This window comes from Kitasatospora sp. NPDC101235 (genome assembly GCF_044767505.1).
GTDB lineage: Bacteria > Actinomycetota > Actinomycetes > Streptomycetales > Streptomycetaceae > Kitasatospora.
Genome location: NZ_JBIWNZ010000043.1, coordinates 1 through 25,179 on the forward strand (window position 1 = coordinate 1; position 25,179 = coordinate 25,179).

21 protein-coding genes are annotated in these 25,179 nt (G+C 74.2%); 8 read left to right on the forward strand and 13 right to left on the reverse strand.

Features of this window, described 5'->3' with window-relative positions; all coding sequences use genetic code 11:
• Positions 1–368 precede the first annotated feature (368 nt).
• Positions 369–1,373 carry a stage II sporulation protein M gene (locus ACIRRH_RS39720; RefSeq protein ID WP_403077634.1) on the reverse strand — a complete coding sequence of 335 codons (1,005 nt, stop codon included), beginning with the start codon at positions 1,371–1,373 and terminating at the stop codon, positions 369–371.
• A 292-nt stretch (positions 1,374–1,665) separates the two neighbouring features.
• Here ACIRRH_RS39720 and ACIRRH_RS39725 point away from each other — a divergent pair, with 292 nt between their 5' ends.
• Positions 1,666–2,712 carry an RDD family protein gene (locus tag ACIRRH_RS39725; protein ID WP_403077637.1) on the forward strand — a complete coding sequence of 349 codons (1,047 nt, stop codon included), beginning with the start codon at positions 1,666–1,668 and terminating at the stop codon, positions 2,710–2,712.
• A gap of 28 nt (positions 2,713–2,740) precedes the next feature.
• Here the strand turns inward: ACIRRH_RS39725 and ACIRRH_RS39730 are convergent, their stop codons facing one another.
• Positions 2,741–3,394: a hypothetical protein gene (locus ACIRRH_RS39730; RefSeq protein ID WP_224285474.1), complete on the reverse strand. Its 654-nt coding sequence runs from the start codon at positions 3,392–3,394 to the stop codon at positions 2,741–2,743.
• Between the two features lie 108 nt (positions 3,395–3,502).
• Here ACIRRH_RS39730 and ACIRRH_RS39735 point away from each other — a divergent pair, with 108 nt between their 5' ends.
• Together ACIRRH_RS39735 and ACIRRH_RS39740 are read left to right on the forward strand one after the other, a co-directional pair.
• Positions 3,503–4,015 carry a SigE family RNA polymerase sigma factor gene (locus tag ACIRRH_RS39735; protein WP_403077640.1) on the forward strand — a complete coding sequence of 171 codons (513 nt, stop codon included), beginning with the start codon at positions 3,503–3,505 and terminating at the stop codon, positions 4,013–4,015.
• Complete coding sequence (locus ACIRRH_RS39740) at positions 4,012–5,061, forward strand: hypothetical protein (protein ID WP_403077643.1); 1,050 nt, start codon at positions 4,012–4,014, stop codon at positions 5,059–5,061. Before ACIRRH_RS39735 ends, ACIRRH_RS39740 begins: the two co-directional genes overlap by 4 nt.
• Positions 5,062–5,142: 81 nt before the next feature.
• Here ACIRRH_RS39740 and ahcY read toward each other — a convergent pair whose 3' ends face one another.
• From ahcY to ACIRRH_RS39770, 6 genes are all read right to left on the reverse strand, one after another.
• Positions 5,143–6,591, reverse strand: a complete 1,449-nt coding sequence (ahcY, locus tag ACIRRH_RS39745; protein WP_224284670.1) for an adenosylhomocysteinase — start codon at positions 6,589–6,591, stop codon at positions 5,143–5,145.
• A 318-nt stretch (positions 6,592–6,909) separates the two neighbouring features.
• Positions 6,910–7,887 (reverse strand): cation diffusion facilitator family transporter, encoded by a 978-nt coding sequence (locus ACIRRH_RS39750; RefSeq protein WP_403077646.1) that lies wholly within the window; start codon positions 7,885–7,887, stop codon positions 6,910–6,912.
• A 154-nt stretch (positions 7,888–8,041) separates the two neighbouring features.
• Positions 8,042–9,292, reverse strand: coding sequence for an SIS domain-containing protein (locus ACIRRH_RS39755; RefSeq protein ID WP_403077648.1), 1,251 nt, complete (start codon positions 9,290–9,292; stop codon positions 8,042–8,044).
• A gap of 79 nt (positions 9,293–9,371) precedes the next feature.
• Positions 9,372–9,554: a Trm112 family protein gene (locus ACIRRH_RS39760; RefSeq protein WP_224284587.1), complete on the reverse strand. Its 183-nt coding sequence runs from the start codon at positions 9,552–9,554 to the stop codon at positions 9,372–9,374.
• 132 nt (positions 9,555–9,686) lie between these two features.
• Complete coding sequence (locus ACIRRH_RS39765; RefSeq protein WP_403077651.1) at positions 9,687–11,072, reverse strand: phosphomannomutase/phosphoglucomutase; 1,386 nt, start codon at positions 11,070–11,072, stop codon at positions 9,687–9,689.
• A 128-nt stretch (positions 11,073–11,200) separates the two neighbouring features.
• Positions 11,201–11,566 (reverse strand): DUF3499 domain-containing protein, encoded by a 366-nt coding sequence (locus tag ACIRRH_RS39770; protein ID WP_224284589.1) that lies wholly within the window; start codon positions 11,564–11,566, stop codon positions 11,201–11,203.
• Between the two features lie 164 nt (positions 11,567–11,730).
• On the opposite strand from ACIRRH_RS39770, the gene ACIRRH_RS39775 reads away from it, so the two are divergent.
• The gene (locus ACIRRH_RS39775; protein ID WP_403077654.1) at positions 11,731–12,183 is read left to right on the forward strand and encodes a metallopeptidase family protein; all 453 of its coding nucleotides are present in this window, start codon (positions 11,731–11,733) and stop codon (positions 12,181–12,183) included.
• An 82-nt stretch (positions 12,184–12,265) separates the two neighbouring features.
• Here the strand turns inward: ACIRRH_RS39775 and ACIRRH_RS39780 are convergent, their stop codons facing one another.
• The 3 genes from ACIRRH_RS39780 to ACIRRH_RS39790 form a co-directional block, all read right to left on the reverse strand.
• A complete protein-coding gene (locus ACIRRH_RS39780) occupies positions 12,266–14,014 on the reverse strand; it encodes a DUF5719 family protein (protein WP_403077657.1) in 1,749 nt (582 codons plus the stop codon).
• A 6-nt stretch (positions 14,015–14,020) separates the two neighbouring features.
• Positions 14,021–17,899, reverse strand: a complete 3,879-nt coding sequence (locus ACIRRH_RS39785; RefSeq protein ID WP_403077659.1) for a glycosyltransferase — start codon at positions 17,897–17,899, stop codon at positions 14,021–14,023.
• A 226-nt stretch (positions 17,900–18,125) separates the two neighbouring features.
• Positions 18,126–18,398: a WhiB family transcriptional regulator gene (locus ACIRRH_RS39790; protein ID WP_030062195.1), complete on the reverse strand. Its 273-nt coding sequence runs from the start codon at positions 18,396–18,398 to the stop codon at positions 18,126–18,128.
• Between the two features lie 622 nt (positions 18,399–19,020).
• On the opposite strand from ACIRRH_RS39790, the gene ACIRRH_RS39795 reads away from it, so the two are divergent.
• Genes ACIRRH_RS39795 through ACIRRH_RS39805 form a run of 3 tightly spaced genes read left to right on the forward strand, consistent with a single transcriptional unit; the run spans position 19,021 to position 21,979 of the window.
• On the forward strand, positions 19,021–19,689 hold the full coding sequence (locus ACIRRH_RS39795; RefSeq protein ID WP_403077662.1) for a cysteine dioxygenase: 669 nt from the start codon (positions 19,021–19,023) through the stop codon (positions 19,687–19,689).
• A 41-nt stretch (positions 19,690–19,730) separates the two neighbouring features.
• Positions 19,731–20,690, forward strand: coding sequence for a 2-phospho-L-lactate transferase (gene cofD, locus ACIRRH_RS39800; RefSeq protein ID WP_403077665.1), 960 nt, complete (start codon positions 19,731–19,733; stop codon positions 20,688–20,690).
• On the forward strand, positions 20,687–21,979 hold the full coding sequence (locus ACIRRH_RS39805; protein WP_403077668.1) for a coenzyme F420-0:L-glutamate ligase: 1,293 nt from the start codon (positions 20,687–20,689) through the stop codon (positions 21,977–21,979). The genes cofD and ACIRRH_RS39805 overlap by 4 nt, the downstream gene beginning before the upstream one ends.
• A 58-nt stretch (positions 21,980–22,037) precedes the next feature.
• On the opposite strand, the gene ACIRRH_RS39810 is transcribed toward ACIRRH_RS39805, so the two are convergent.
• On the reverse strand, positions 22,038–22,949 hold the full coding sequence (locus tag ACIRRH_RS39810; RefSeq protein WP_403077672.1) for a DNA-3-methyladenine glycosylase family protein: 912 nt from the start codon (positions 22,947–22,949) through the stop codon (positions 22,038–22,040).
• 183 nt (positions 22,950–23,132) lie between these two features.
• On the reverse strand, positions 23,133–24,284 hold the full coding sequence (locus ACIRRH_RS39815) for an N-acetylmuramoyl-L-alanine amidase (RefSeq protein WP_403077675.1): 1,152 nt from the start codon (positions 24,282–24,284) through the stop codon (positions 23,133–23,135).
• A 103-nt stretch (positions 24,285–24,387) separates the two neighbouring features.
• Between ACIRRH_RS39815 and ACIRRH_RS39820 the strand changes: the two genes are divergently transcribed.
• Complete coding sequence (locus ACIRRH_RS39820) at positions 24,388–25,179, forward strand: TIGR03089 family protein (RefSeq protein WP_380767669.1); 792 nt, start codon at positions 24,388–24,390, stop codon at positions 25,177–25,179.

Below are 25,179 nucleotides of genomic sequence, written 5' to 3' on the forward strand. Positions count from 1 at the left end.
CGGACCGCCTTCCAGCGGACCCTCCGGGCTTCGTTCTTTCGTGTTTCCAGCTTATCAGATGTTTTCCGCTCCGTTTTCCGGAGTTTCATTCATCCGATTCCCGCTGGCGGGATTTCCTGCGAACTTCGTCCCGGAGCCTATCAAAGGCTTCGGAGTGTTCAGTCCGCGGGATTTGCTTCGTCGGAGGGCGCACATTCGTGAAATGCGCTCGCCTCGATTCGGCGGTGTCGTAGACACTAACGCCCGGGTCCGACCGTTGTCCAGTCAGTCCCAACCGTTCAAACCTACTAGCCCACCCTCACCACGTCAATGGTTTGGCCGGGACGAGTAGAAGAGTAGCAGGTCAGACGCCTGTTGATCACGCCGGCTCAGGCTGCGACAGGCTGGAGGTCCGCCCGGTCGGCCGCATCCAGGTCGCCGGACTCTCCGTCCTCGGCCGCCCGTCGGCCCAGCACCAGCGCGTAGAGGAGGAAGGCCACCTCGGCCAGCACGCCGATGGAGATACGGGCCCAGGTCGGCAGGCCGGACGGGGTCACGAAGGCTTCGAGGACACCGGAGACCGCCAGTACCGTCGCCAGGCCGATCGACATTCCGATGATCGCTCGGCCCTGTTCCGCCAGTGCCACCGAGCGGGTGCGCGGGCCGGGATCGATGACGGTCCAGCCGAGGCGCAGACCGAGACCGCCTGCCACGAAGACCGCGGTCAGCTCCAGCAGGCCATGCGGAATGAGCAGGCCGAGGAAGACGTCGAGGCGCCCGGCGGAGGCCATCAGTCCGACGCCGATGCCGAGGTTGACCACGTTGGTCCACATCACGAAGAGCACCGGAATGCCCAGCGCGATCCCGAACAGCAGGCACTGCACGGCGATCCAGGCGTTGTTCGTCCAGACCTGGGCCGCGAAGGAGCTGGCCGGCCGGTCCGAGTAGTAGGTCTCGTACTGGCCGCCGGGGCGGGTCAGCTCCTGGAGGTGCTCGGGCGCGACCAGGCTGTTGCGGACCTCCGGGTGGGTGGCCATCCACCACGCGAGCAGTACGGTGGCGGCCATCGAGACGATCGCCACCGGTACCCACCAGCGGCGCGCGCGGTAGAGCGCGGCCGGGAAGCTCACCGTGTAGTAGCGGGCGACGTCCTGCCAGCCGTTGGTCCGGGCGCCGGTCACTGCGCTGCGGGCACGGGAGACCAGGCCGGTCAGCCGGCTCACCAGGGCCGGGTCCGGCGCGGCGGCCTGGACCTTGGCGAGGTGGCCGGTGGTGCGCTGGTAGAGCGTGACCAGCTCGTCGGCCTCCTCTCCGCTGAGCCGGCGCCGGCGGGCGAGGGCGTCCAGCCGGGCCCACTCCCCCTGGTGGGTGGCGACGAAGACGTCCAGGTCCATTTCGGCGGCTCCATGATCGGCGGCGGGCGCGGACGTGCGTGCGCGGGCGGGCGGGCGGGTGGACACGTGCGGCGCCCAGCATGCCAGCAGCGGCCGCCACCACGGCCGTCGGGATCTCACTTCCCGTGCGCCCACCGGGCCCCGTATGTTTGCGGCTGCGGATCAGACTGCGGAGAGCGGGTCACGGGGAGCCGATCCGGGGTGATTCCCTCCCCCGGCACTGTCGCGCTCCCAGGAGCGAATCTTCATGGGCGAGCCGTACGGGCTCCAAGAACGTGAACGGACAGGTGTCTTGAGCGACCTGGTGACGGGTGAGGCGGTCGTTCTCGGCCTCCAGACGGCGAAGCTTCCGAGCAGGGCACTGGCGATCGTGATCGACCTGCTGGTGGAGTTCGCCGCCCTGCTGGTGTTCACGCTGCTGCTGAGCCTCGCCCTGATCAGCATCGACAACGCGGCGCTGGCCGCCACGATGATCGGCCTGATGGTGTTCTTCCTGGTGGCCGTGCCCGTGATGGTCGAGACCCTCACCCGCGGCCGCTCGCTCGGCAAGGCCGCGCTCGGCCTGCGGGTGGTGCGCACCGACGGCGGGCCGGTGCGGTTCCGGCACTCGCTGGTACGCGGGCTGGTCGGCTTCTTCGAGATGATCGTGCTGACCGGCGCCCCGGCCGTGATCACCTCGGCGGTGCACTCGGACGGCAAGCGGCTCGGCGACATCTTCGCCGGGACGGTGGTCGTCCGCGAGCGCACCCCGGGGGCGGGCGGCTCCGCCTCCCCCCTGCCGCCGGTGCACCCGCACCTGTTGCAGGCGATGGGCCACGAGCTGGTCGCGATGGACCTGTCCGCCGTGCCAGAGCCGCTCTGGCTGGCCATCCGCCAGCTTCTGGGCCGGATCGGCCAGTTGGATCCGGCGGTGATGCACCGGATGTCCTCCCGGCTGGCCGAGGACCTGTCCGCCCTGATCGGCCACCCGATCGCGCCGGGGCTGCACCCGTCGGCTTACCTGGGCGCGGTGCTCACCGAGCGCCAGCGGCGGGAGTGGATGCGGGCCCAGGAGCAGCTGCGGACGGCCGGGCCGGCCCCCGCCCAGGTGCCCGCTCCCCGTCCGGCCTCCGGTCCGCTCCCTGCGGCTCCGGCGGGCCCGGCCGGCGGACGGCCCGTCCGGGTCCTCGGTCTGCCGGCACAGCCCGCGCCCGCGGCGCCGGCCGCCGCACCCGCCGCACCGCCGGTGCCCGTGCAGCCCGCCGCACCCACTGCACCCGCCGCCCCGGCGGCTCCGTCCCTCGTCAAGTCCCCCGTCGACAAGCCCGCGGCCGACACCGGCTTCGCCCCGCCCGCCTGAGGCGGGCCGCCACGGCCGTACGAGCCCGCTACTCCTCCTCCGCTCCCACCCGCCAGGCGTTCGGCGGCGACTCCAGCTCCTCCAGCTCGATCCCCTCCGCCGCCAGCACCACGTCCCCGGCCAGGTGCACGACCTGCTGCTCCCCCGTCTCCAGGTCCGCCACCTGGTAGCGCTCGACCAGCAGCGGCCCGGAATCCGTCGGGTGCGTGTCGACGCCCTCCAGCAGCCACCCCTGGTCGAGGGTGCGCGGCGCCAGCACCGGCTCGGTGAAGGCCACCAGCCGCACCCGCGCGCTCGCCCCCTCCCGCAGCCGCAGCAGCCGGGCGGTGGCGACCAGGAAGCCGGGCGAGCGGCCGGTGAAGGCGTGCGCCCGGTCGTGGCCCTCGGCCGCGTGCTCGCCGCCCGGGTCGGCCGCGTCGGTACGGACCCAGGCGACCCCGTCCACCGCCCCGCCGCGCACCTGCCAGCCGCCGGCCCGCAACTCCATCCGCAGCGGCCGGGCGCGCGAGTCCAGCGTGAGGTCGGTGCTGCCGAGCACCCGGCCGTCCGGCGCGTAGGTCTTGGAGACGTACCGCCACCCGGCCGCCCCGGGGGCGCAGCTGAAGCGCTCCTCACCGAGCAGGACGTGGTCGTGGCCAAAGGGAGTCGTGGCTGTGTGGAGCGAGTACCGGCCGTTGGGCATGCCGGAAAGCCTACGTGCGCACTCCGCATGCAACCTTCCGACCGGTGCCCGCATTAGAGCGGCGGACGGCGCGGCAAGGCGTCGCCGCCACGACGAGAGGGGGTGCGGATGGCGAAGCAGACGCGCGACGTGGAGTTCACGGAGTACGTGGCCTCCCGGAGCGGCTGGCTGCGCAAGGTCGCCTATCTGCTGTGCGGGGACTGGCACCGGGCCGACGACCTGGTGCAGGAGTGCGCGACCAAGCTGTACGTGAACTGGTCACGGGCCGGCCGGGTCGAGAACCTGGACGGCTACGCCCGCAGGGTGCTGGTCAACACCTTCCTCGCCGAGCAGCGCTCGCCCTGGTGGGGGCGGACCTCGCGGACGGCGGCGCCGGTGGACGTCGCTGCGGTGGCAGCCGACCTCGACGCCCGGCTCGACCTGCGCGAGGCGCTGGCCGCGCTGCCGCCCAAACAGCGGGCCACCGTGGTGCTCCGGTACTACTGCGACCTCACGGTCGATCAGACCGCCGACGCGATGAGCTGCTCTTCGGGCAACGTGAAGAGCCAGACCTCACGGGCTCTCGCCACCCTCCGGACGACGCTCGCCACCCGCCCCACCACCGCCGAGAGGACGTCATGAGGTCGCACGAGCAGCGTGATCTGACCGCCCGGCTGAGCGCCCTCGCCGAGGCCCCTGCCCCGCCCGCCGCACTCGACACCTCGGCGGTGATCGCCCGCGGGCGGGGCCGGCTGCGCCGGCGCCGGCAGGCCCTGATCGGCGTGGTGGCCGGGTCGACCGCCGCCGTCCTGGCGGGCGTACTGCTGCTGCGCCCGTCCGGCGGACCGCCCGTGCCGGCCGGCCCCGCGCCCACCGCCCCGTCCTCGCTCGCGCCGTCCCCGACCGCCACGCCGGCACCGGCGGCGCACACCGGTCCGCTGAGCGCCGAAGCCCGCTTCGGCTGGCTGCCGGAGTGGCTGGCCCGACCGGCCGTCGGCTACGCGGTTTCCGACGACCGGTCCGTCGTCACCGCGACCACCAGGACCGCCGTCCAGAACGCGGTCCCCAGCCTGAAACTCGAACTGCTGCGCGACCCCGGCGAGTCCCTCGCCCCCGGGCAGCACACGGCCACCGCGCCCGCGGTCGCCGGCCGGGAGGCCCGCTGGCTGGTCACCGACGCGTCGGGAGCCCCGGTCGGCCTGCGCTGGATGACCGCCTCCGGCCGCTGGGCCCAGCTGAACGCCACGGTGTGGTCCGGGGCGAAGGTCCAGGACGACCTGCTCCGGGTCGCGGCCGGCGTCGAGTTCGGCAACCGGGACGTCCCGTTCCCGGTGCGGCCGACCGGCGTGCCCGCCGACCTCAAGCTGCGGAACGCCGAGATACACCGGCCGTCCAGGAACTCCGAGCCCCCGTGGAGCGCCATCCTGTCGTACACCGTCGACGGGAAGTGGCTGAGCGTCACAATCCAGCCGGACGGCTTCGGGGTGTTCGCGGACGGCAGGCCGGGCGGCGGCACACCGGTGTGCCGGGTCGAGAAGGGCGTCCAGCTCTGCGCCAACGGGACCGCGGCGGGAATCCCGTCGGTGCAGCGGATCGGCGGACTGGCGGGCCTGCTCGCACAGTTCGACGTGCTCGGTGCGGACGAGGCCTCCTGGGCGGCGTCGGGCCCCGCAGACAAGCCCCGCTGACGGGCGGCCCGACGGGCCCCGCAGACGCCGACGGCCGGCGCCCCCGGAGGGGAGGGCGCCGGCCGTCGGATCGTCAACCGGTCAGTAGCGGTACTGCTCGGCCTTGTACGGGCCCTCGACCGGGACGCCGATGTAGTCGGCCTGCTCCTGGGTCAGGGTGGTCAGCTTCACGCCCAGCGCGTCGAGGTGCAGGCGGGCGACCTTCTCGTCCAGGTGCTTCGGCAGCACGTAGACGCCGATCGGGTACTGCTCGGTCTTCGTGAACAGCTCGATCTGGGCGATCGTCTGGTTGGCGAAGGAGTTGGACATCACGAAGGACGGGTGGCCGGTCGCGTTGCCCAGGTTCAGCAGGCGGCCCTCGGACAGCATGATGATGGTGTGGCCGTCGGCGAAGCGCCACTCGTGGACCTGCGGCTTGACCTCGGTCTTCACGATGCCGGGCAGCTTCGCCAGGCCCGCGATGTCGATCTCGTTGTCGAAGTGGCCGATGTTGCCGACGATCGCCTGGTGCTTCATCTTCTCCATGTGCGAGGCAAGGATGATGTCCTTGTTGCCCGTGGTGGTGATGAAGATGTCGGCGATCGAGACGACCTCCTCCAGGGTGGTGACCTGGTAGCCGTCCATCGCGGCCTGGAGTGCGCAGATCGGGTCGATCTCGGTGATGATCACGCGGGCGCCCTGGCCGCGCAGCGACTCGGCGCAGCCCTTGCCCACGTCGCCGTAGCCGGCGACGACCGCGACCTTGCCGCCGATCAGGACGTCGGTGGCGCGGTTGATGCCGTCGATCAGCGAGTGGCGGCAGCCGTACTTGTTGTCGAACTTCGACTTGGTGACGGCGTCGTTGACGTTGATGGCCGGGAACAGCAGCTTGCCGTCACGGTGCATCTCGTACAGGCGGTGGACACCGGTGGTGGTCTCCTCGGTCACGCCCTTGATCGTGGAGGCGACCTCGGTCCACTTGTTCGGGGTGTCCTTGAGGGTGCGGTTGAGCAGCTCCAGGATGATCCGGAACTCGTCGTTGTCCGCGGTGGCCGGGTCCGGCGCGGCACCGGCCTTCTCGAACTCGACACCCTTGTGGATCAGCAGGGTGGCGTCGCCGCCGTCGTCCAGGATCATGTTCGGGGTCTTGCCGTCAGGCCAGGTCAGGGCCTGCTCGGTGCACCACCAGTACTCCTCCAGGGTCTCGCCCTTCCAGGCGAAGACCGGCACGCCCTGCGGGTTCTCCGGGGTGCCCTCCGGGCCGACGGCGATGGCGGCGGCCGCGTGGTCCTGGGTGGAGAAGATGTTGCAGGAGCACCAGCGGACCTCGGCACCGAGCGCCGTCAGGGTCTCGATCAGGACGGCGGTCTGCACGGTCATGTGCAGCGAGCCGGTGATGCGGGCGCCGGCCAGCGGCTGCGACTCGGCGTACTCGGCGCGGATCGCCATCAGACCGGGCATCTCGTGCTCGGCCAGCTGGATCTCCTTGCGGCCGAACGGCGCCAGGGAAAGGTCGGCGACCTTGAAGTCACCGGTGATGTCGGTCGACATGCGTCTGCTCCTCGCTGATGGGGGTGGGGCCAAGGTCAGGGCGTGCGTCGCGTGCGTCGGGCCGTACGGGTGCACGGCCACGCCGGGGCGGCCGGGTCCGTGATGGACCGGCTTCCCGTTGCGCAGCACAAACCGTCGGAGGACCTCTCTCCCTCGACCGGCGCACACCCTACGGACGCGGACCGCCGATCGACCGCCATCAGCAGCGACGTTCTGGCTCTGGTGACGAATCTACACTGATGGCCCCATCGGCCGTCCGCCGATGACCGATTTCGGCCCCCGGTCCGAGCCGCTCTCAAGCCGGGCCCCAGGCTGGGGTCAGTGCTCTGCGCCGGGGCCGGGGCCGCCGGGCGTGGCGGCCGGGTCGTCGCCCGCCGCGGCCTTCTCGGCGCTGTAGACATCGGGCTCCAGGTAGATCGCCCGGGCAATCGGGACGGCCGCGCGGACCCGCTCCTCGGCGGCGTCGATCGCCTCCGCCACCCGGGCGGCACTGTCCTCCGCGTTGACGGCGATCTTGGCCGCGACCAGCAGCTCCTCCGGCCCGAGGTGCAGGGTCCGCATGTGGATCACGCGGATGACGGCCTCGCCGTCCACCAGCGCCTCCCGGATCCGGCGCACCGACTCCTTGGAGGCCGACTCGCCGAGCAGCAGCGACTTGGTCTCCAGGGCGAGCACCACGGCGATCACCACCAGCAGGACGCCGATGCACAGGGTGCCGATGCCGTCCCAGACGCCGTCGCCGGTGATCACGGTGAGCCCGACGCCGAACAGCGCGAGTACCAGCCCGACCAGCGCGCCGGCGTCCTCCAGCAGCACCACCGGCAGCTCCGGCGCCTTGGCGGTGCGGACGAACTGAACCCAGCTCTGCTTGCCCTTGGCCTTGTCCGACTCCCGCATCGCGGTCAGGAAGGACCAGCCCTCCATGGCGATGGCGAAGAGCAGCACACCGACCGCCCAGCCCCAGGAGTCCAGCGTCTCCGGGTGGCTGATCTTGTGCCAGCCCTCGTAGATCGCGAACAGGCCACCGACGCTGAACAGCACGATGGCCACCAGGAAGCCGTACACGTAGCGCTCGCGGCCGTACCCGAAGGGGTGCTCCTCGTCGGCCGCCCGGCGTGCCCGCTTGCCGCCGATCAGCAGCAGCACCTGGTTGCCGGAGTCGGCCACCGAGTGCACGCCCTCGGCGAGCATCGAGGAGGAGCCGGTGAAGCCGAAGGCGGTGAACTTGCCCGCCGCGATCGCCAGGTTCGCGGACAGTGCCGCGATCAGTGCCTTGGTGCCGCCTTCGGCGCTCATGCGGCCACCTCGCCACGCTCGGCGGGCGCTTCGCGCAACACGCACCTTTCAGTGACGAGCTCGCTTCGCTCGCTCATGCCTCTTCCTCACAGGTCGGTCGGCGTCGTCGACCGCCTACCGTACCCGGCCGGGAGGTTCCACCCGGCCCGCCGTCTCAGGACTGCGCGGCTGCGAGCCCCAGGTAGACGGCGGCGAAGTCGGTCAGCGCGACCAGGTCGGCCAGTGCGTGCAGCGCGTCCGGCCGGGTGCTCGCGTACTCGGTCAGCCGGACGTCGTGCGCGGCGGCCAGCCGGTGCGCCCGGGTCACGCCGAAACTGCGCGGCCCGGCGTCCTCCTCCGGGACCTCGGCCGGGCCGTCCTGCTCGTCCTCCGCCGCCGCGCCGGCCGCGCCCGGGGCGTGCCGCAGCAGCAGGACCTGCAGGTGCAGCGGATCCGGCTCCTCGACCCGGTCGCGGAAGAAGTCGTCCGGGTCGACGCCCGCGCCCAGCTGCCCGGTGAACATGCCGCGATGGGCGGTGAGCACCTGCGGCAGCGGCCCGGCCAGCGCCGGCCGCCCGGCCCGGTCGGCCAGCTGGGCGGCGAACCGGGTGGCGGCCGCCCCGGCGATCGGGCCCTCGGCCCACAGCAGCGGGACCGTCCCGGCAAGCCGGGCGGCCAGGCCCTTCGCCGGGTTGGTGTACGCGGCGGCGTCCGGGCGGCAGCGCACGGCGGTGGCGTCCAGCAGGTCGGCGACGGCCAGCAGCGCGTCGTACGGGAGCTGGGTGAGGCCGATCTTCTGGGCGAGCGCCAGCAGCGGGGAGAGGTGGGACCAGAGCGCCGCCGGGTCCTCGGCCGGCAGGTCCGGCTCGGCGGCCCGGACGGGCGTGAGGTCCTCGGCCGGCACCGAGGCCACGAACGGCAGCGGCAGCGCGCGCACCTGCAGCGCGGCCTCGGCCAGCGCGCTGCCGGCCGGGGCGGTGACGACGATCGCGCAGCCGCGCGCGTACGCCTGCTCGGCGAGGCCGACCAGGCCCTGCTCGCCGCCGTCGGCGGAGCTGATCACCAGCAGGTCCAGCGGGCCTGCCCAGCCGGGCAGCTGCCAGCCGAGGCCAGCGGTGAAGGCGGCCGGGGCGCCGGCCCGGTCGGTGCGAGGCGCGGCCGCCTCGGTCGGCGGCAGCGACGTGATCAGGGAGGCCGTGCCGGCCAGCGCGGACAGCATCTCGGCGGCGGTCAGCGCGCTGCCGTGCCCGGCGACCAGGACGGCGCGCGGGCGGCCGTCCGGACGCAGCCGGTCGAGGCCGGCCGCCTCGGCCTGCCGCAGCGCGGTGCGGACCCGCGCGCCGGCACCGGCCAGGGCCAGCAGGGCGCGGTCGTGGTCGGCACGCTGGAGGGCGGCCGGGTCGTCGAGCAGGGTGTCGTCGAGCATGCGGCGAACCTCCGGCTGCGGTCCTGGGCGCGCGCTCCGTTGCGCGCCGGGCGGTCGGGGTGGGGCTTCCTCCCCAGGATTAGGCCGGGCGGCGGGCCTCGTCCACCAGGAGGACCGGAATGCCCTCGCGGACCGGGTACGCGAGGCCGCAGTCCGCACCGGTGCAGACCAGCTCGGGCTGCTCCTCGGTGCCGCCCTCGGCGAGCGCGGCCCGGCACTGCGGGCAGACCAGGATCTCCAGCAGGAAGGATTCGAGCTTCATGGGGCTCTCCAAAGTTCGGGGGTGGCACGCCGGTGCCCCGGCCGATAGGAAACCCTACCGGCCGGGGCACCGGCGCCCGTGGTCAGGCGCTCTGCTCGGCCCCCCGGCGGCGTTCGCCGGGCCGGGCGTCGCTCAGCCGCGGACGATGGCGAGCACGCCGTCGCGCAGCTCGGCCATCTTCGCCGGGTCCTTGGCCTCGACGTTCAGGCGCAGCAGCGGCTCGGTGTTGGAGGCGCGCAGGTTGAACCACCAGTCCGGGCCGGCCACGGTCAGGCCGTCCAGCTCGTCCACCGTGGTGCCCTCCCCGCCGGCGTAGGCGGCGCGGACGGCGGCGGTGCTGGCGGCCTGGTCGGCCACGGTGCTGTTGATCTCGCCGGAGGCGGCGTAGCGGTCGTACTCGGCGGTGAGTTCGGACAGCGTGCCCGGCTGCCCGCCGAGCGCGGCCAGCACGTGCAGCGCGGCCAGCATGCCGGTGTCGGCCCGCCAGAAGTCGCGGAAGTAGTAGTGCGCGGAGTGCTCGCCGCCGAAGACGGCGTCGGTCTCGGCCATCTCCTGCTTGATGAAGGAGTGGCCGACCCGGGTGCGCACCGGCTTGGCGCCGAGCTCGCGGACCACCTCGGGGACGGTCCAGGAGGTGATCAGGTTGTGGATGATCGTCGGCTCGGCCTCGCCGGCCGCCCGGGCGCGGGCGATCTCGCGGGCGGCCACCAGGGCGGTGATCGCCGACGGGGAGACCGGCTCGCCGCACTCGTCCACGACGAAGCAGCGGTCGGCGTCGCCGTCGAAGGCCAGGCCCAGGTCGGCGCCGACCTCGCGGACCTTGGCCTGGAGGTCGACCAGGTTCTTCGGGTCGAGCGGGTTGGCCTCGTGGTTCGGGAAGGTGCCGTCCAGCTCGAAGTACATCGGGACGAGCTCGATCGGCAGGCCGTCGAAGACGGTCGGCACGGTGTGGCCGCCCATGCCGTTGCCGGCGTCCACCGCGACCTTGAGCGGGCGGATCGCGGCGAGGTCGACCAGGCCCAGCAGGTGATCGGCGTAGCCGCGCAGGGTGTCCTGGGCGGACAGCTCGCCCGGCTTCACGTCCTTGGCCGGGACGGTGACGGTGTCGTCCTCCGCGGTCCAGGACTCGACCAGCTCGCGGATCTCGGCCAGGCCGGTGTCCTGGCCGACCGGGGCGGCGCCGGCCCGGCACAGCTTGATGCCGTTGTACTGGGCCGGGTTGTGGCTGGCGGTGAACATCGCGCCGGGCAGGTCGAGCTTGCCGCTGGCGTAGTACAGCTGGTCGGTGGAGCACAGCCCGATCTGCACCACGTCGGCGCCGTAGGCCGCGGCGCCCTCGGCGAAGGCCAGGCTCAGCGACGGGGAGGACGGCCGCATGTCGTGCCCGACCACGATCGCGGACGCACCGGTGACCTGCACGAACGCGGCGCCGAACGCCCGGGAGAGGCTCTCGTCCCACTGGTCCGGGACGACGCCTCGGACGTCGTACGCCTTCACGAGCTGCTTGAGGTCGCGCACTGCGGCTCCACCCTGGTCTTAGGACTGATCACGACATGTCGGGCCACCGCGCGTCCGGTCGACGGGCGCGGTGACGGTAGACGGGCAGCGTACCCGGGCCGGGCGAACGCCCCGTGCCGGGTGAGGACTCAGTTGTCGGGCGAGCGCAGGACCCGGAGGTGGCCGCGGCGGCCGCTCTCGGTGGACTCGCCCTCGGGACCGCGGCCCTGACGGGTGGTCGGCGGGCGGGCTGCCTCGCGCACGGCGTTGGCCAGCGCCTCCAGGTCGTCGCTGCTGCGGCGCAGCGGGCCGGCCTCGGCGGCGAGCCGGACGACCTCCCAGCCGCGCGGGGCGGTGAGGCGCTCGGCGTGCTCGGCGCACAGGTCGTAGCAGTGCGGCTCGGCGTAGGTGGCGAGCGGGCCGAGGACGGCGGTGGAGTCCGCGTAGACGTACGTCAGCGTCGCGACGGCCGGCCGGCCGCACGCGGTCCGCGAACAACGACGTACAGAGCTCACGAGGGTGGACGGTACCGCACTCCTCGCCGGGGAGCGAAGACCGCCTGCCCGGAGGGGGTGCCGTGTCGCCGTCCGGGCGCCGGGGCCGCGTATCCAACGCCCCGTGCGATTCCCGGTCGGAGTGGTCCACTTCCGACCCTCCAAGGACTACGCTCGGCAGTGATATGGACAGCTCCGCACCGCAGTCATCGACAGGCCCAGCGCGCCGCCCCCGGCACCGCGACCGGCACGGCAGGGGCCTGCGCGGCCCGCTGGCTCCACCCCAGGTGCCGATCTCGCTCACCCGCTCCGAACTGTTCGACGACTACGTGCGCGAGTCGGTGGAGCGCCTCGAACGGCGTTGGCCGCAGTTGATCGAGGTGGAGTTCGCCGTCCAGGAGGTTCCGCTCCACGAACCGGACGGCGCCGGCGCCGAGGACGGCGTGCCGCTGGGGCGGGTGTCGCCGGGCAAGCAGGGGCGCAAGAGCCAGATCGTGGTGTACCGGCGGCCGGTGGAGATCCGGGCGAAGACCCGGGAGGACCGCGCGGCGCTGGTGCACGAGATCCTGATCGAGCAGGTCGCCGAGCTGCTGGGGCTGTCGCCGGACGCCATCGACCCGCGCTACGACGAGGACTGAGCAGCCGGGGGCCGAGGGGCGCGCCCGGAGGCGGTGAGAGGTCACGGCCCGCGCCGGGGGCGGCCCCGGCGCGGGCTCCGGCTCAGCGCAGGACGACGCCCGGATCCTGGCCGGCCTGCGGGACCTTGACGGTGCTGCGGTCGTCGCGCAACGCCTGGACGGTGAACATCGGCACGTCCTTGGCCGGCAGGGACAGCATCCGGGCGGCCACCACCGGGCCGCCGGAGACGGTCTCCACGGTGAGCGCGAAGACGCCGTTCAGCCCGGCGGGCTCGGGCGCCGGGAGGGCGACCGTGCCGCCGGCCGGGAGCTGGACCTCCTTGGTGGCCGGGGTGCCGCCGCCGCTGCCGGCCGAGGCGGTGACCCGGACGGTGGCGGCCTCGCCGCTGGAGGTCAGGTAGAGGGTGGAGGCACCGGCCCGGTTGTCGGCGACGGTGGCGCGGGCGCCGACCGGGTTGCTGCCGGTCAGCCAGGCCGCGTCGGTCTTGCCGCTGGCCGCCGCCCGGTCGATCCGCAGCCCGGCCACGATCGGGGTGCGGTGCTTGTCGTCGCTGGGCGACAGCCGCAGCCCGGCGACCTCGTCCCGGGTGACCTTGCCGAGGTCGACGGCGGCCACCATGCCCGCCTTGACGTGGATCGACTCGTTGCCGGCCGGGCTGAACCAGCCGTTCTTGCCGGACAGCTGGATCTTCAGGTCGGCGTCGTCCTCCGGCGGCGCCCAGACCACCAGGCGGGCGGAGGCGGTGTCGGCGGGCAGGCCGGGCAGCACCTGGGTGGGGGCCGGGTCGGCCGAGGCCGGGACCCAGTCGGCGCCCTTGCCGCCGTCGGCGGCGTGCAGCGCGGCGCCGACCCGCCCGGAGCGCACCACCACGTGCACCGCGAGGTCGGTGACCGCGCCCTTGCTGAGGGTCGACAGCAGGATGGCCTGGGAGCTGCCGGGCGAGACGGTGATCCCGTTGGCGGCGTCGTTGTCGATCAGGCCCTTGTCGCCGTACAGCTTGATGTCCACCACCGCGGCGGCGGACTCGGTGTTGACCAGGCTGAGGTAGTCGACCCGGTCGCCGGCGGTGCTGGCCCCGGCAAACCAGAAGCTGGTCCCGGCCGGGGTGCAGGTGAGGCCGGACAGGCCGAGGCCGCGCTGCTCGGTGACCACCGTGGTCTGGGTGACGGTGAAGCCGGGGGCGAGGGCGCCGGTGGCGACGGCCCCGGTGCCGGGCGCGGCGTCGCCGTTGCCGGCCGGGCCGGTGGCCGGGGTGCCGGGCTTGGGCAGGGTCAGCCGGGCGTCGGCGGGCGCCGCGTTCTTGTCCTGGGCCGGGGCGCTCGGGGTGCCCGAACCGGTCGGGGCCGGGGCTCCCGAGCCGGTCGGGGCCGGGGCGGCGGGTGCCGCCGGGGCGGCGGTCGGCTGGGCGGCGGGCACGGCGGGTGCGGCCGCGTCGGAGAGCCAGCCGGCCCCGCCGGTGGCGGAGCCCGTCCCGGGCGGGGTGTAGGCGGTGAGCGTGGTCGAACCGGTCAGGCCCTGGATCGGCTGCGGGCAGACCGCCGACGTCCGCTCGACCTGCGCGGTGGTCGGGGCGGCTCCGGCGGCCGCCTTGGCCGGGGCGGCCGGCGGGCGCAGCTCGGCGATCCCGAACACCGCCGCGAGCACCACGGCCGCGGCGAGCAGGGACTGGGTGGTCTTGGCCGCGCCGCCGGCTCCGGCCCCCCCGGCGAACCGGCTGCGGCCGGGGCGGGCGGCCGCGGCCGGCCCGGACGGCTCCGCCGCGAAGGCGGGCCCGGCCGGCTCGGCGGCCTCGCCGGCGCCGGACTTCTTCCTGAATGCGGGCTTCTTCATCGCGGGTCAGCTCCCCGATCCGTGCTGGTGCGGACGGTAATCCCCAGGAGAGTGGCCGGTGCCGTTGGGGTCGTTCGGGTCGTAGTAGGGCTCGCTCTGCTGCTGACCGGGCAGCCAGGGCTGCTGGTCCGGCTGCTGCTGACGGCCGTCGTACCCGTGGGCGTCGTAGCCGTACGGCTGCTGCTCGGGCTGGTACGGCTGCTCGTAGCCCTGCCGGCTGTCGTACCCGTGGGCGTCGTAGCCCTGGCCGCCGTACCCCTGGCCGCCGTACGGCGCGGCGGCCGGCTGCTGGGCCGCGTACTGGTCGTAGCTGTACGGGTCGGCCTGCTGGTACGCCTGGTACGGGTCGGCGTACTGCTCGGTGTCCTGGACGGCGGCGGCCGCCTGGACGGCTCCGGTCACCGGCTCGCCGGTCGACTGCGCCGGGATCGCGCCCGGCTTGTCGTACACCCCGGACTCCTCGGCACCGCCCTCGGCGCCCTCGCCGCCCTCGCCGCGCTCGGCCATCCGGCGGGCCCGGCGGCTGCCGGGGGCCGGGGCCTGCGCCTGGGCGGCGGCGGCCAGCGCGGCGGCGGCCACCACCTCCTCGGGCAGGTCGTCGTCCTTGTGGCTGCGGCGGCCGGGCAGGGCCAGCACCAGGATGGTGAGGCCGAGCAGCACCTGGGCCCAGATCCAGCCGGTGTGGGCGGCGCCGCCCTCCCGGGTGACGGTCAGCTTGCCGCCTGCGGCGGGGAGCTTGAAGCCCTGGGCCCAGCCGTCGACCGTGGTGGACTCCAGGGCGGTGCCGTCCACGGTGGCCTTCCACTCCGGGGCGGCGGACTCGGCGAGCCGCAGCACCCGGCCGTCCGGGCCGGCCGGGACGGTGGCGGACAGGTCGCGGGCCCCGGACGGGACGACCACCGGGTTGGCGCCCGGGGCGGTGATCACCGCGCGGACCGCGGGGGTGCCGTTGACCTGCCAGAGCGCGGCGGCGCCGTCCTGGTTGGCCTTGACCAGACCGGGGGTGGTGTCCAGGACGTCCTTGAAGACGTCGACCACCGGCTGCTGGACCAGCACGTAGGCGATGCCGTAGCCGGCCAGGGCACTCGCCTGGTCGGCGCCGGAGCCGGCCAGCAGGCTGCCGACCACCTTGTTCAGGCCGTCCTGGGTGCCGGTCGCCGGGTCGACGGTGGACTCGGCCTGGCCGAGGGTCAGACCCGCGCCGCGCAGCACGGTGTAGCGGACCGCGCCACCGTTCTTCTCACCGGTGACGACCAGGGTGCGGGCCCGGTCGGTGGTGCCGGCCTCCTCCGCGATGAACGCGGGGACCTGGTCGGCCTGGCCGCGGTGCAGCGGACCGCCGGCGCCGGTCAGCGCCCACCACAGTCCGGTGCCCAGCGGAGCCAGCACGGCCGCCGCCACCACCAGGGCGGCCACCGGCTGGCGCCAGCCGAAGGCGATCCCGGCCACCCGGGCGTTGGCGCCGTCGGCGCCGATCGCGGCGGCGGCCAGCAGAGCGATTCCCGCGATCAGGGTGGCCGGTCCGGCCCAGGCGGGCACCGCCGGGCCGCCGGAGGCCGGGGTGACGGAGGTGCCCGCCACCGCGACCGCGAAGACCAGGCCGGCGCCGGCCGCGCCCCAGGCGGCGAGCACCGCGCGCCGGCGGTCGGCGCGCAGCAGCGCGGCCAGCGCGGCCAGCACGACACCCGCCGAGAGCCAGATCGGCGGCACCCCGGCGCCGCCCGGGTTGACCAGCAGCAGGCCGGCCGCGCTCGCACCGGTGCCGTGCAGGCCGGGCAGCCCGGCCTCCAGCAGCAGCCACTGCGGGTGCGACAGCACCTTGAGCGACCACGGGGCCAGCACCGCGACCGGCACGGCCAGGATCACCAGGACGCGCAGGCCGAGCAGCCGCAGCGCCGTACCGCCGGAGCCGAAGGCGCCGCCGCGCAGCACCGCGACGGCCAGCATCGCCAGGCAGAGCGGCACCGCGAGCGCCCACGTTATCGGGACGAAGGCGGTGGCCAGGGTGAGCAGCAGGACGGTCATCCAGACCGGGCGCCAGCCCGGGCGGGCGCCCTTGGCGGCGCTCTCGTCGCGGATGCCGAGGCCGGCCGCGATGGCGGCTGCGCGGGCCAGCGGCGGCAGCAGCACGGCGAGCACGGCGGTGCCGATCCGGCCCTGGGCGAGCGCGCCGGTCGCGGCGGGCAGCAGCGCGTAGGTGGCGCTGGCCCAGGCGCGGACCAGCTTGGAGTCCAGCAGCGGCCGGGACACCAGGTAGGCGCTGACCGCGGACAGCGGGACGGCGAGCACCACGATCAGGGTGAGCGCGAGGTCGGCGTGGTCGAACAGCAGCCAGGAGAGCACCGCGAGCACACCGAGGTACGGCGGTGCGGCGGCGGTGGAGCCGGTGCCGACCGGGTGCCAGGCGTCCGCGTACATCGACCAGAGGCCGCCGGCGCCGTCGGCAGCGGGCAGCAGGGCGCCGCCGAACAGCTCCCCGCTGCCGAGCAGGCTGCGACAGGCGACCAGGGCGAACACCAGCAGGGCCGCGAACAGCACCGGCGCCGGGCGCCGGGCGAGCTTCTTGAGCAGCGCGAACTGCTCGACGACCAGGTCCTCGGCGTCCTCGTCGCCGCCGGCCTCGGCCGAGCCGTGCCGGCCGCCGGTGTCGTCGCCGCCCCCTATCCCGAGCGAGCCGATGACGCCCTCGACCGCCAGCCGGGTGGTGGCGCCGGGGGCCGGGAAGAGCGTGCGGTCGTCCAGGGCGTCCGCCGCCCTGGACCGGGCGCGGCGTTTGCGCGAGGCCATCAGCCTCGGGAAGCGGACGAGTTCGTGGCCGAGGCCGGCGAGTTCGTCGAACGCCTGGCGCGGGTCCTTGCCGAGCAGGTTGGTCACGGCCCGCACCAGGGTGCCGAGCACCAGCCGCAGCAGGACGTAGGGGAAGAGCACGCCCTTGCAGTTGGCGAGCAGGGTGTAGACCGCGCCGGCCTTGTCCACCCGGTGCGGGTGGGAGGGGCCGCAGTCGATCGCGCGGCGCTCGCGGCTGGCCGCCTCGGCGTGCCGCAGCACGGCGTCGGGGGCGACCACCACCCGGTGGCCGGCGGCGTTGACCCGCCAGCAGAAGTCGGTGTCGTCCCGCATCAGCGGGAGGGCCTTGTCGAAGCCGCCGAGCTCCTCGAAGACGTCCCGGCGCACCAGCATGCCGGCGCTGGAGACGGCGAGCACCGGGCGGACCTGGTCGTGCTGGCCCTGGTCCTGCTCACGGCGGTCGAGGCCGGTCCAGCGGCGGCCGGAGCGGGCGATGGTGACGCCGACCTCCAGCAGCTGGCGGCGGTCGTACCAGCTGCGCAGCTTGGGGCCGACCACGGCGGCGCTGGGGGTGGAGTCGGCGACCTGGAGCAGTCGGCGCAGCGCGTCGGTCTGCGGCTCGCAGTCGTCGTGCAGCAGCCAGAGCCACTCGACCGGCCGGGTCTCGCGCGGGCCGCCGCGGCCGAGATCGTCCTCCTGGGCGAGCGGGTCGCCGAAGTCGTCCCAGCCGCCGGTGACCGGGTCGTAGCCGGAGGGGTCGAGCCGGTACGGCAGGTCCTCGGGGCGCAGCGGCGGGCTGTTGAACACGGCCTCGGCGACGGCGGTGCCGAAGCCGGCCCGGCGGCCGAGGACCAGCGGGCCGCTGCCCGGCAGCCAGTCGGCGAGGGTGTCCGTGAGCAGTTGCGGAGAGTTGTCGGTGGATCCGGTGTCGACCGCGAGGATCCGCTGGACCTGGCGGTCCTGACCGAGCAGGCCGGCCAGGGCCTGCGGGAGCCAGCGGGCACCGTCGTGCGAGACGATCACGGCGGTGACCAGGTGGCGCGGGTAGGCGGGCGGCCGGGAAGCGGTGAAGCCGCTCTGGTGGCTGTAGACGGTCATCGAGTGCGCGGGCCCCAGTTCTCGGTGGACACAGCCGGTGAACGGCAACCGGATGGCGCACCACACTAACGGCTCCGGGTGGCCGCCTCGTCCGGGGTGTGCGTGCGGAGGCGGTGAAGGGGGCTCCGGGAACACGAAAGCGCCCCACCATCGCGGTGAGGCGCCCGTACGGCTGTGCGGTTGTCCGTCGCTGTCGAAAGGTCAGCGGGGCCGGGGGCCGCCCCGGTCAGACCGCGCTCTTCTTGAGCCGGCGGCGCTCGCGCTCGGAGAGGCCGCCCCAGATGCCGAAGCGCTCGTCATTGGCGAGGGCGTACTCCAGGCACTCCGAGCGGACCTCGCAGGCGAGGCAGACCTTCTTGGCCTCGCGGGTCGAGCCGCCCTTCTCGGGGAAGAAGGACTCGGGGTCGGTCTGGGCGCACAACGCGCGCTCCTGCCAACCGAGTTCCTCCTCGTCCTCCGCGATGCCGTCCCCGATCAACAGCTCAAAGAGCTCGCTCATGTGGCGCGCCTCCTCTGCCCCTACTTGGCGTCCCCGTGGTTGCCGTTGCCTCCTGCGGCTGACGACACGAGTGAAATTACAGTTGCGTCACTCTGGCCCAGTCAAGCCGAGCTCTGGTATTGGGGCCGGGATTCACTCCCTGGCACCAAGCCGTTACGAATAGTGTACATATCCGGACACACCGGACCTTCTGTCTCAAGGTCCCGAACAGTGCCGAATCATCCGCAACCATTCACCAAGTGACGGCCGGTCACCGCCACAGGCCGGTCATCGGCCTGCCTTCCCGACGATCTTCCCATCGAAACATAGAGAGTGATGAATCACCCCATCCGGGCAAGATCCGGACCTAACCCACTCGAATGCCGCATCCTTCGGCTTGACACCGGCCCCGCGAATGCGGTGTCCTTGCCCCTATGTCAGAGTTCGCCAGCCCCCGGAGCGGTTCCACCCTCCGCCGTGCCGTGAACTCTTGTTGTCGCCTCTGCTCCTGCTGTATCTAGGCGCCCGCGTCCCACCGCGCGCCGCCCCAGGAAGCACAGAGGCCGCCCGCGATTCCCGCCCCAGGACATCCCGGATCCGGCTGATCCCGACGAACCAGCCGACACTTCCGAGGACGACTCCCGTGCGCATGATCCGCATCCGCAAGCGGAACCGCGACCGCAACAAGCTCGCCCGCCGTGGCCCCGCCACCGTCCGTACCGGCGGCCCCACCGACGCCCGGACCCTCCAGTGGGCCGACGGCCTCAGCGACGTCTCCATCGCGGGCGACCCGCTCGCCTTCCCGCACCTGGCCCGCACCGACCTGCCGGCCCACCCCACCACCGTCGCCGAGTACGCGCGGCTGGTGCGCGAGATCGCCGCCGACCGCGCCCGCTGGGAGCCGCTGGTCCGCTACGACGCGCTGACCCGCTGGTACGCCCGGCTGGAGACCGGCCCCGGCTACGAGGTCTGGCTGCTCAGCTGGCTGCCCGGCCAGTCCAGCGGCTTCCACGACCACGGCGAGTCCTCCGGCGTGATGAGCGTCGTCGAGGGCGAGCTGATCGAGCGCTCCCTCACCCTCCCCGAGCCTTCGGCCGGGGGTACCCCCGGAGGCGCAGTCGCCCGCACCCTGCGGCCCGGCACGCGGCGGGTGTTCTCCTCCGGCTACCTGCACGAGGTCGTCAACGGCGCGCTCGAACCCGCCGTCTCCATCCACCTCTACGCCCCGGGCCTGACCGAGATGAACCAGTACGGCGCCACCGCCGTCCCCGAGCAGCACCCGGAGCAGCAGGCGCAGGCCGAGTCGCACTGATCACGGGCTGACGGAAAGTCGGACCGTGGCAGGATGAACCCATGCGCATCGTGGCACTGGCAGGCGGAATCGGCGGAGCGCGCTTCCTGCGCGGACTCCGCGCGGCGGTCGGACCGCAGGACGAGATCACCGTCATCGGCAACACCGGCGACGACATCCACCTCTACGGCCTCAAGGTCTGCCCCGACCTCGACACCGTGATGTACACCCTCGGCGGCGGCATCAACGAGGAGCAGGGCTGGGGCCGGACCGACGAGACCTGGTCCATCAAGGCCGAGATGAAGGAGTACGGCGTCGGCCCCGAGTGGTTCGGGCTCGGCGACCGGGACTTCGCCACCCACCTCGTGCGCAGCCAGATGCTCACCGCCGGGTACAGCCTCAGCCAGGTCACCGAAGCGCTGTGCGTGCGCTGGAAGCCGGGCGTGCGGCTGCTGCCGATGAGCGACGACCGCGTCGAGACCCACGTGCGGATCACCGACGAGCAGGGCACCCGGGCGGTCCACTTCCAGGAGTACTGGGTCAAGCTGCACGCCGCGGTGGACGCCGAGGCGGTCGTCCCGGTCGGCGCGGACACCGCCAAGCCCGCGCCCGGCGTGCTGGAGGCGATCGCCGGAGCGGACGTCATCCTCCTCCCGCCGTCCAACCCGGTGGTCTCGATCGGCACCATCCTCGCCGTCCCCGGCATCCGGGAGGCCATCGCCGCCGCGCCCGCGCCGGTGGTCGGGCTCTCCCCGATCATCGGCGGGGCGCCGGTGCGCGGCATGGCCGACAAGGTGCTCGCCGCCGTCGGCGTCGAGGCCACGGCCGAGGCGGTCGCGCTGAACTACGGTGCGGAGCTGGTGGACGGGTGGCTGGTGGACACCGTGGACGAGTCCTCGGTGGCCGCCGTCGAGGCCGCCGGGATCGCCTGCCGGGCCGTCCCGCTGCTGATGACCGATGTCGAGGCCACCGCCGAGATGGCGCGCACGGCGCTGGCTCTGGCGGAGCAGGTGCGGAAGTGACGCTGGAAATCCTCGGCGTCGGGGGACTGCCCGAGATCGAGGCCGGGGCGGACCTCGGCGAACTCATCGCCAAGGCGGGGACGTACCGGGACGGCGACATCCTGCTGGTCACCTCGAAGATCGTCAGCAAGGCCGAGGGCCGGCTGCTGCACGCCGTCGACCGCGAGGCCGCGATCGACGCCGAGTCCGTCCGGGTGGTCGCCCGGCGCGGGCCGGCCCGGATCGTGGAGAACCGCAACGGCTTCGTCATGGCCGCCGCCGGCGTCGACGCCTCCAACACCGCCCCCGGCACCGTGCTGCTGCTGCCCGAGGACCCGGACGCCTCCGCCCGGGTGCTGCGGGCCCGGCTCCAGCGGCTCACCGGCCGCCGGCTCGCCGTCGTCGTCACCGACACCTTCGGACGGCCCTGGCGCAACGGGCTGACCGACGTCGCGATCGGCGCCGCGGGGCTCTCCGTGCTGGAGGACCACCGGGGCCGCACCGACAGCCACGGCAACGAGCTGGAGATGACCGTCACGGCGACGGCCGACGAACTCGCCGCCGCCGCCGACCTGGTGAAGGGCAAGGCCACCGGCGTTCCGGTGGCGGTCGTGCGCGGACTCGGGCACCTGGTCACCGCCGAGGACGGCGACGGCACCCGGCCGCTGGTCCGGCCCGCCGTGGACGACATGTTCCGGCTCGGCACCTCCGAGGCACTGCGGCAGGCCGTCACCCTGCGGCGCACCGTCCGCTCCTTCACCGCCGAGCCGGTCGACCCGGCCGCCGTCCGACGGGCCGTCGCCGCCGCCGTCACCGCGCCCGCCCCGCACCACACCACGCCGTGGCGGTTCGTGCTGCTGGAGTCGCCCGACACCCGGGTACGGCTGCTCGACGCGATGCTCGACGCCTGGCAGCGCGACCTGCGCGAACTCGACGGCTGGGACGAGGCGAAGATCGCCCGGCGCACCGCCCGCGGCAACGTCCTGCGCGACGCGCCGTACCTGGTGGTGCCCTGCCTGGTGACGGACGGCTCGCACGACTACCCCGACCCGCGCCGGGCCACCGCCGAACGGGAGATGTTCGCCGTCGCCGCCGGCGCCGCCGTGCAGAACCTGCTGGTCGCCCTCACCGGCGAGGGCTACGGCTCCGCATGGGTCTCGTCCACCATGTTCTGCCGCGACACCGTACGGGCCGCGCTGGACCTCCCGGACAGCTGGGACCCGATGGGCGCCGTCGCCGTCGGCCGCCCCGCGGAGCCGCCGAAGGCCCGCCCCGAACGCGGGGCCGACGCCTTCATCGAGGTGCGGTAGGAATCAGGGGCTTCGGCAGGTCTCGCGGCGGTTGCCCACCTTCACGACGAGGATCACCTCAGCGGTGGCGGTGGTCGTTGGGGGTCAGGCGGGGGCCGTAGCGGGGGGCGCGGGCGCCGGTGGACAGCAGGAGGCGGCAGACCCGGTGGCGCTGGGGACGGTAGGGCTCCAGCAGGGCGAGCATCTGGGCGTCGTCGCTGCGGGGTCGGCCGGCCAGCGCCCAGCCGACCAGGTTGGGCAGGTGGAAGTCCCCGACCGAGACCGCGTCCGGATCGCCGTTGCTGCGCTGCAGGGTCTCGGCGGCCGTCCAGACCCCTATGCCCGCAACCGTGGTGAGGCGGGCGAAGGCCTCCTCGTGGCCCATCGCCGAGGCCGCCTCCAGTCGCGGCGCCAGCCGGACCGCGCGCATGATCGTCGCGGAGCGCTTGGGGTCCACGCCCGCCCGGTGCCACTCCCAGCTCGGCACCATGGCCCACTCGCGGGCCGACGGCGCCACCCGCATGCCCTCGGCCGGTCCCGGCGCCGGGGTGCCGAAGTCCCGCAGCAGGATGCGCCACGCGCGGTAGGCCTCGTCGGTGGTGACCTTCTGCTCCAGGATCGCCGGGACCAGCGACTCCAGCACCAGGCCGGTCCTGGTCAGCCGGACTCCGGCGGTACGGCGCTGGGCGTCCCGCAGCGGGCCGGGCGGCAGGACCAGGGCCTCCGGGGCGTCCTCGGCGCCGAGCAGGGCGGGGAGCCGGTCGAGGAGCCAGTCCGCGCCCGGGCCCCAGGCGCTCGCCTCCACCTCGCCGGCGGCCGGACGCGGCAGCACGCGCAGGGTGCCGATGCCGGCCGGGGTGCGGGAGGCACGCCAGACGGCGCCGTCGCCGGTGCTGCGGTACGCCGGGTCCGCGGGGCCGCGGCGCAGCGGGAGCAGGGTGCGGGCGACGTCCAGCGGGAAGGCCGGGCGCCAGCGCCGTACTGCTTCCACTGCTGTCGCCTCCTGTGTTGCCTCCGGATATGAACGATACGCGGGGGGTCGGACGGACCAGGAGGGGCGGCGACCGGGCACCGGGGTCGAGCGGCCCGAGTCGCCTTCCGCAACGCGCAGTTCCCCGCGCCCCTGTCGGGACACGGGGAAGGAGGGAGACGGGGAGGAAGGAGGCGGCGGGGGTCAGGAGGCCTGGAGGCCGGCCGCCGTGGCGCGCAGGTCGGGGAGTCGGGCGTAGAGGGCAGTGCCCGGGCATTCGGTGGCGACGGCGTCGCGGTGGCCGGAGATGGCGTCGAAGTCGACGACGGTGCCCTTGGGGTAGCGGCTGGCCGAGGAACCGGAGGTGAGCTTGGTGCGGCCGCCGGCGGGCTGGGCGGTGATGCCGAGCTTCCAGGCGGCGATGGTGGCGAGGCCGTCGAGGAGGGGCTGGGCCGGCTGGTCGTCGACGTAGTTGCCGATCGCGGCGATGCCGGCGGAGTCGGTGTTGAAGCCGAGGGTGTGGGCCCCGTGGACGGGCCGCTCGACGCCGCCGGCCCGGCCCTCGTAGACGGTGCCGCAGCGGTCGATCAGGAAGTTGTAGCCGACGTCCCGCCAGCCGTTGGTCTTCACGTGGTACTGGTAGATCGCCCGGATCACCCGGGGTGCGTCGCCGCAGGCGTAGTCGGCGGCGGTGTCGGTGTGGTGGACGAAGACCTCGCGGACCGGGCCGGTGTACACGAAGTCCGGGTCGCGCAGTGACTCGTCGGCGCCCCAGCCGGCCCGGGTGACGATCGCCGGGCGCGGAGCCTGGCCCTTGGGCTGCTCGGCGGACGACCCCGCCGGCGGCTCCGCGGACGACCCCGTCGGCGGCTCCGCGGGCAGGATCTTTGCGGCGGTCGAGGCGGCGCCGTTCCCCGGGTCGACCAGGTCGAGCCGCAGCCCGGGCGGCACTCCGGCGGGCCCGGGCCGGACCTCGACCGCGACGCCGTTGCTGCGGCCGGTCCACAGCGGGGCGGTGGCGCCGCGCGCCGCGTGGTCGGGGCCGTCCGTGGAATCGGCCTCCAGCCGGTGCCAGTCCGTCCAGCGGCCGGTGGCCGCGTCCCGGGTGCGGACCCGGACCACCGCGCCGGCGAGTGCGTCCGCCGGGCCGTCCCAGCCGAGGCCGAGGAGTTCGAACTGATCGGTGCCGCGCGGGGCGAGGCCGGACCCGGCGGGCAGCGGGAAGGAGGTGGTCGAGCCGCCGCCGGCGAAGTCACGGCGCTGCGGTATCGGTTCGGGGGTCGCGGTGGCGGCGGGCTGGATGAGGAGGGCAGTGGTGCAGCCGGCGAGCAGGGCGGCTGGGAGTGAGAGGCGCATGAAACGGATCGTCGCCGCAAACCGGACCGCCCGCACGCCGCTCCGCGCCCGTTCGGCCGCCCCTCCCGGCCTCCCACCCGAAGGCCGTAGGCTGGGGCGCACCATGACTGCGCCTTTCGCTGCCGATGCCCGCACCCCCGTCGAGCTGCTGCACGCATTCCTGCGCGGCGGCACCCCTTCGGTCGATCCCGCGGCCCCGCTGGTCACCTTCTACGACGACGCCACCGGCGAACGGGTGGAGCTGTCCGCCCGCACCTTCGACAACTGGGTGGCCAAGACCGCCAACCTCCTCCAGGACGAGCTGAACGCCGGCCCCGGCGACCGGGCGGCACTGCTGCTGCCCGCCCACTGGCAGAGCGCCGTCTGGCTGCTGGCCTGCTGGTCGGTCGGGGTGACGGCGGTGCCGAGCGGCGACCCGGCCGCCGCCGACCTGGTGGTCAGCGGCCCGGACGGACTGGAGGCCGCCCAGGCCTGCGAGGGCGAGCGGGTCGCGCTCGCGCTGCGCCCGCTCGGCGGCCGCTTCCCGCAGCGCCCGGACGGCTTCCTCGACTACGCCGCCGAGGTGCCCGGCCAGGGCGACCGCTTCGCGCCGTACTCCCCCGTCGCCCCGGACGGGCAGGCACTGGAGACCGCGGTGGACGGGCTGCCGCTGAAGCTGACGGGCGAGCAGACCGTGGCACTGGCCCGGGAGGGCGCGGTGCGGCTCGGCCTGAAGCCCGGCGACCGGGTTCTGTCCACCCTCCCGTACGACGACTGGGCGGGCCTGGAGGCCGGTCTGCTGGCGCCGCTGGCGGCCGGCGCCTCGGTGGTGCTGTGCCGCAACTCGCAGGCGCTGGACGCCGGGCAGTGGGAGAAGCGAACGGAATCCGAACGGGTGACGCTGCGCCTCGGCTAA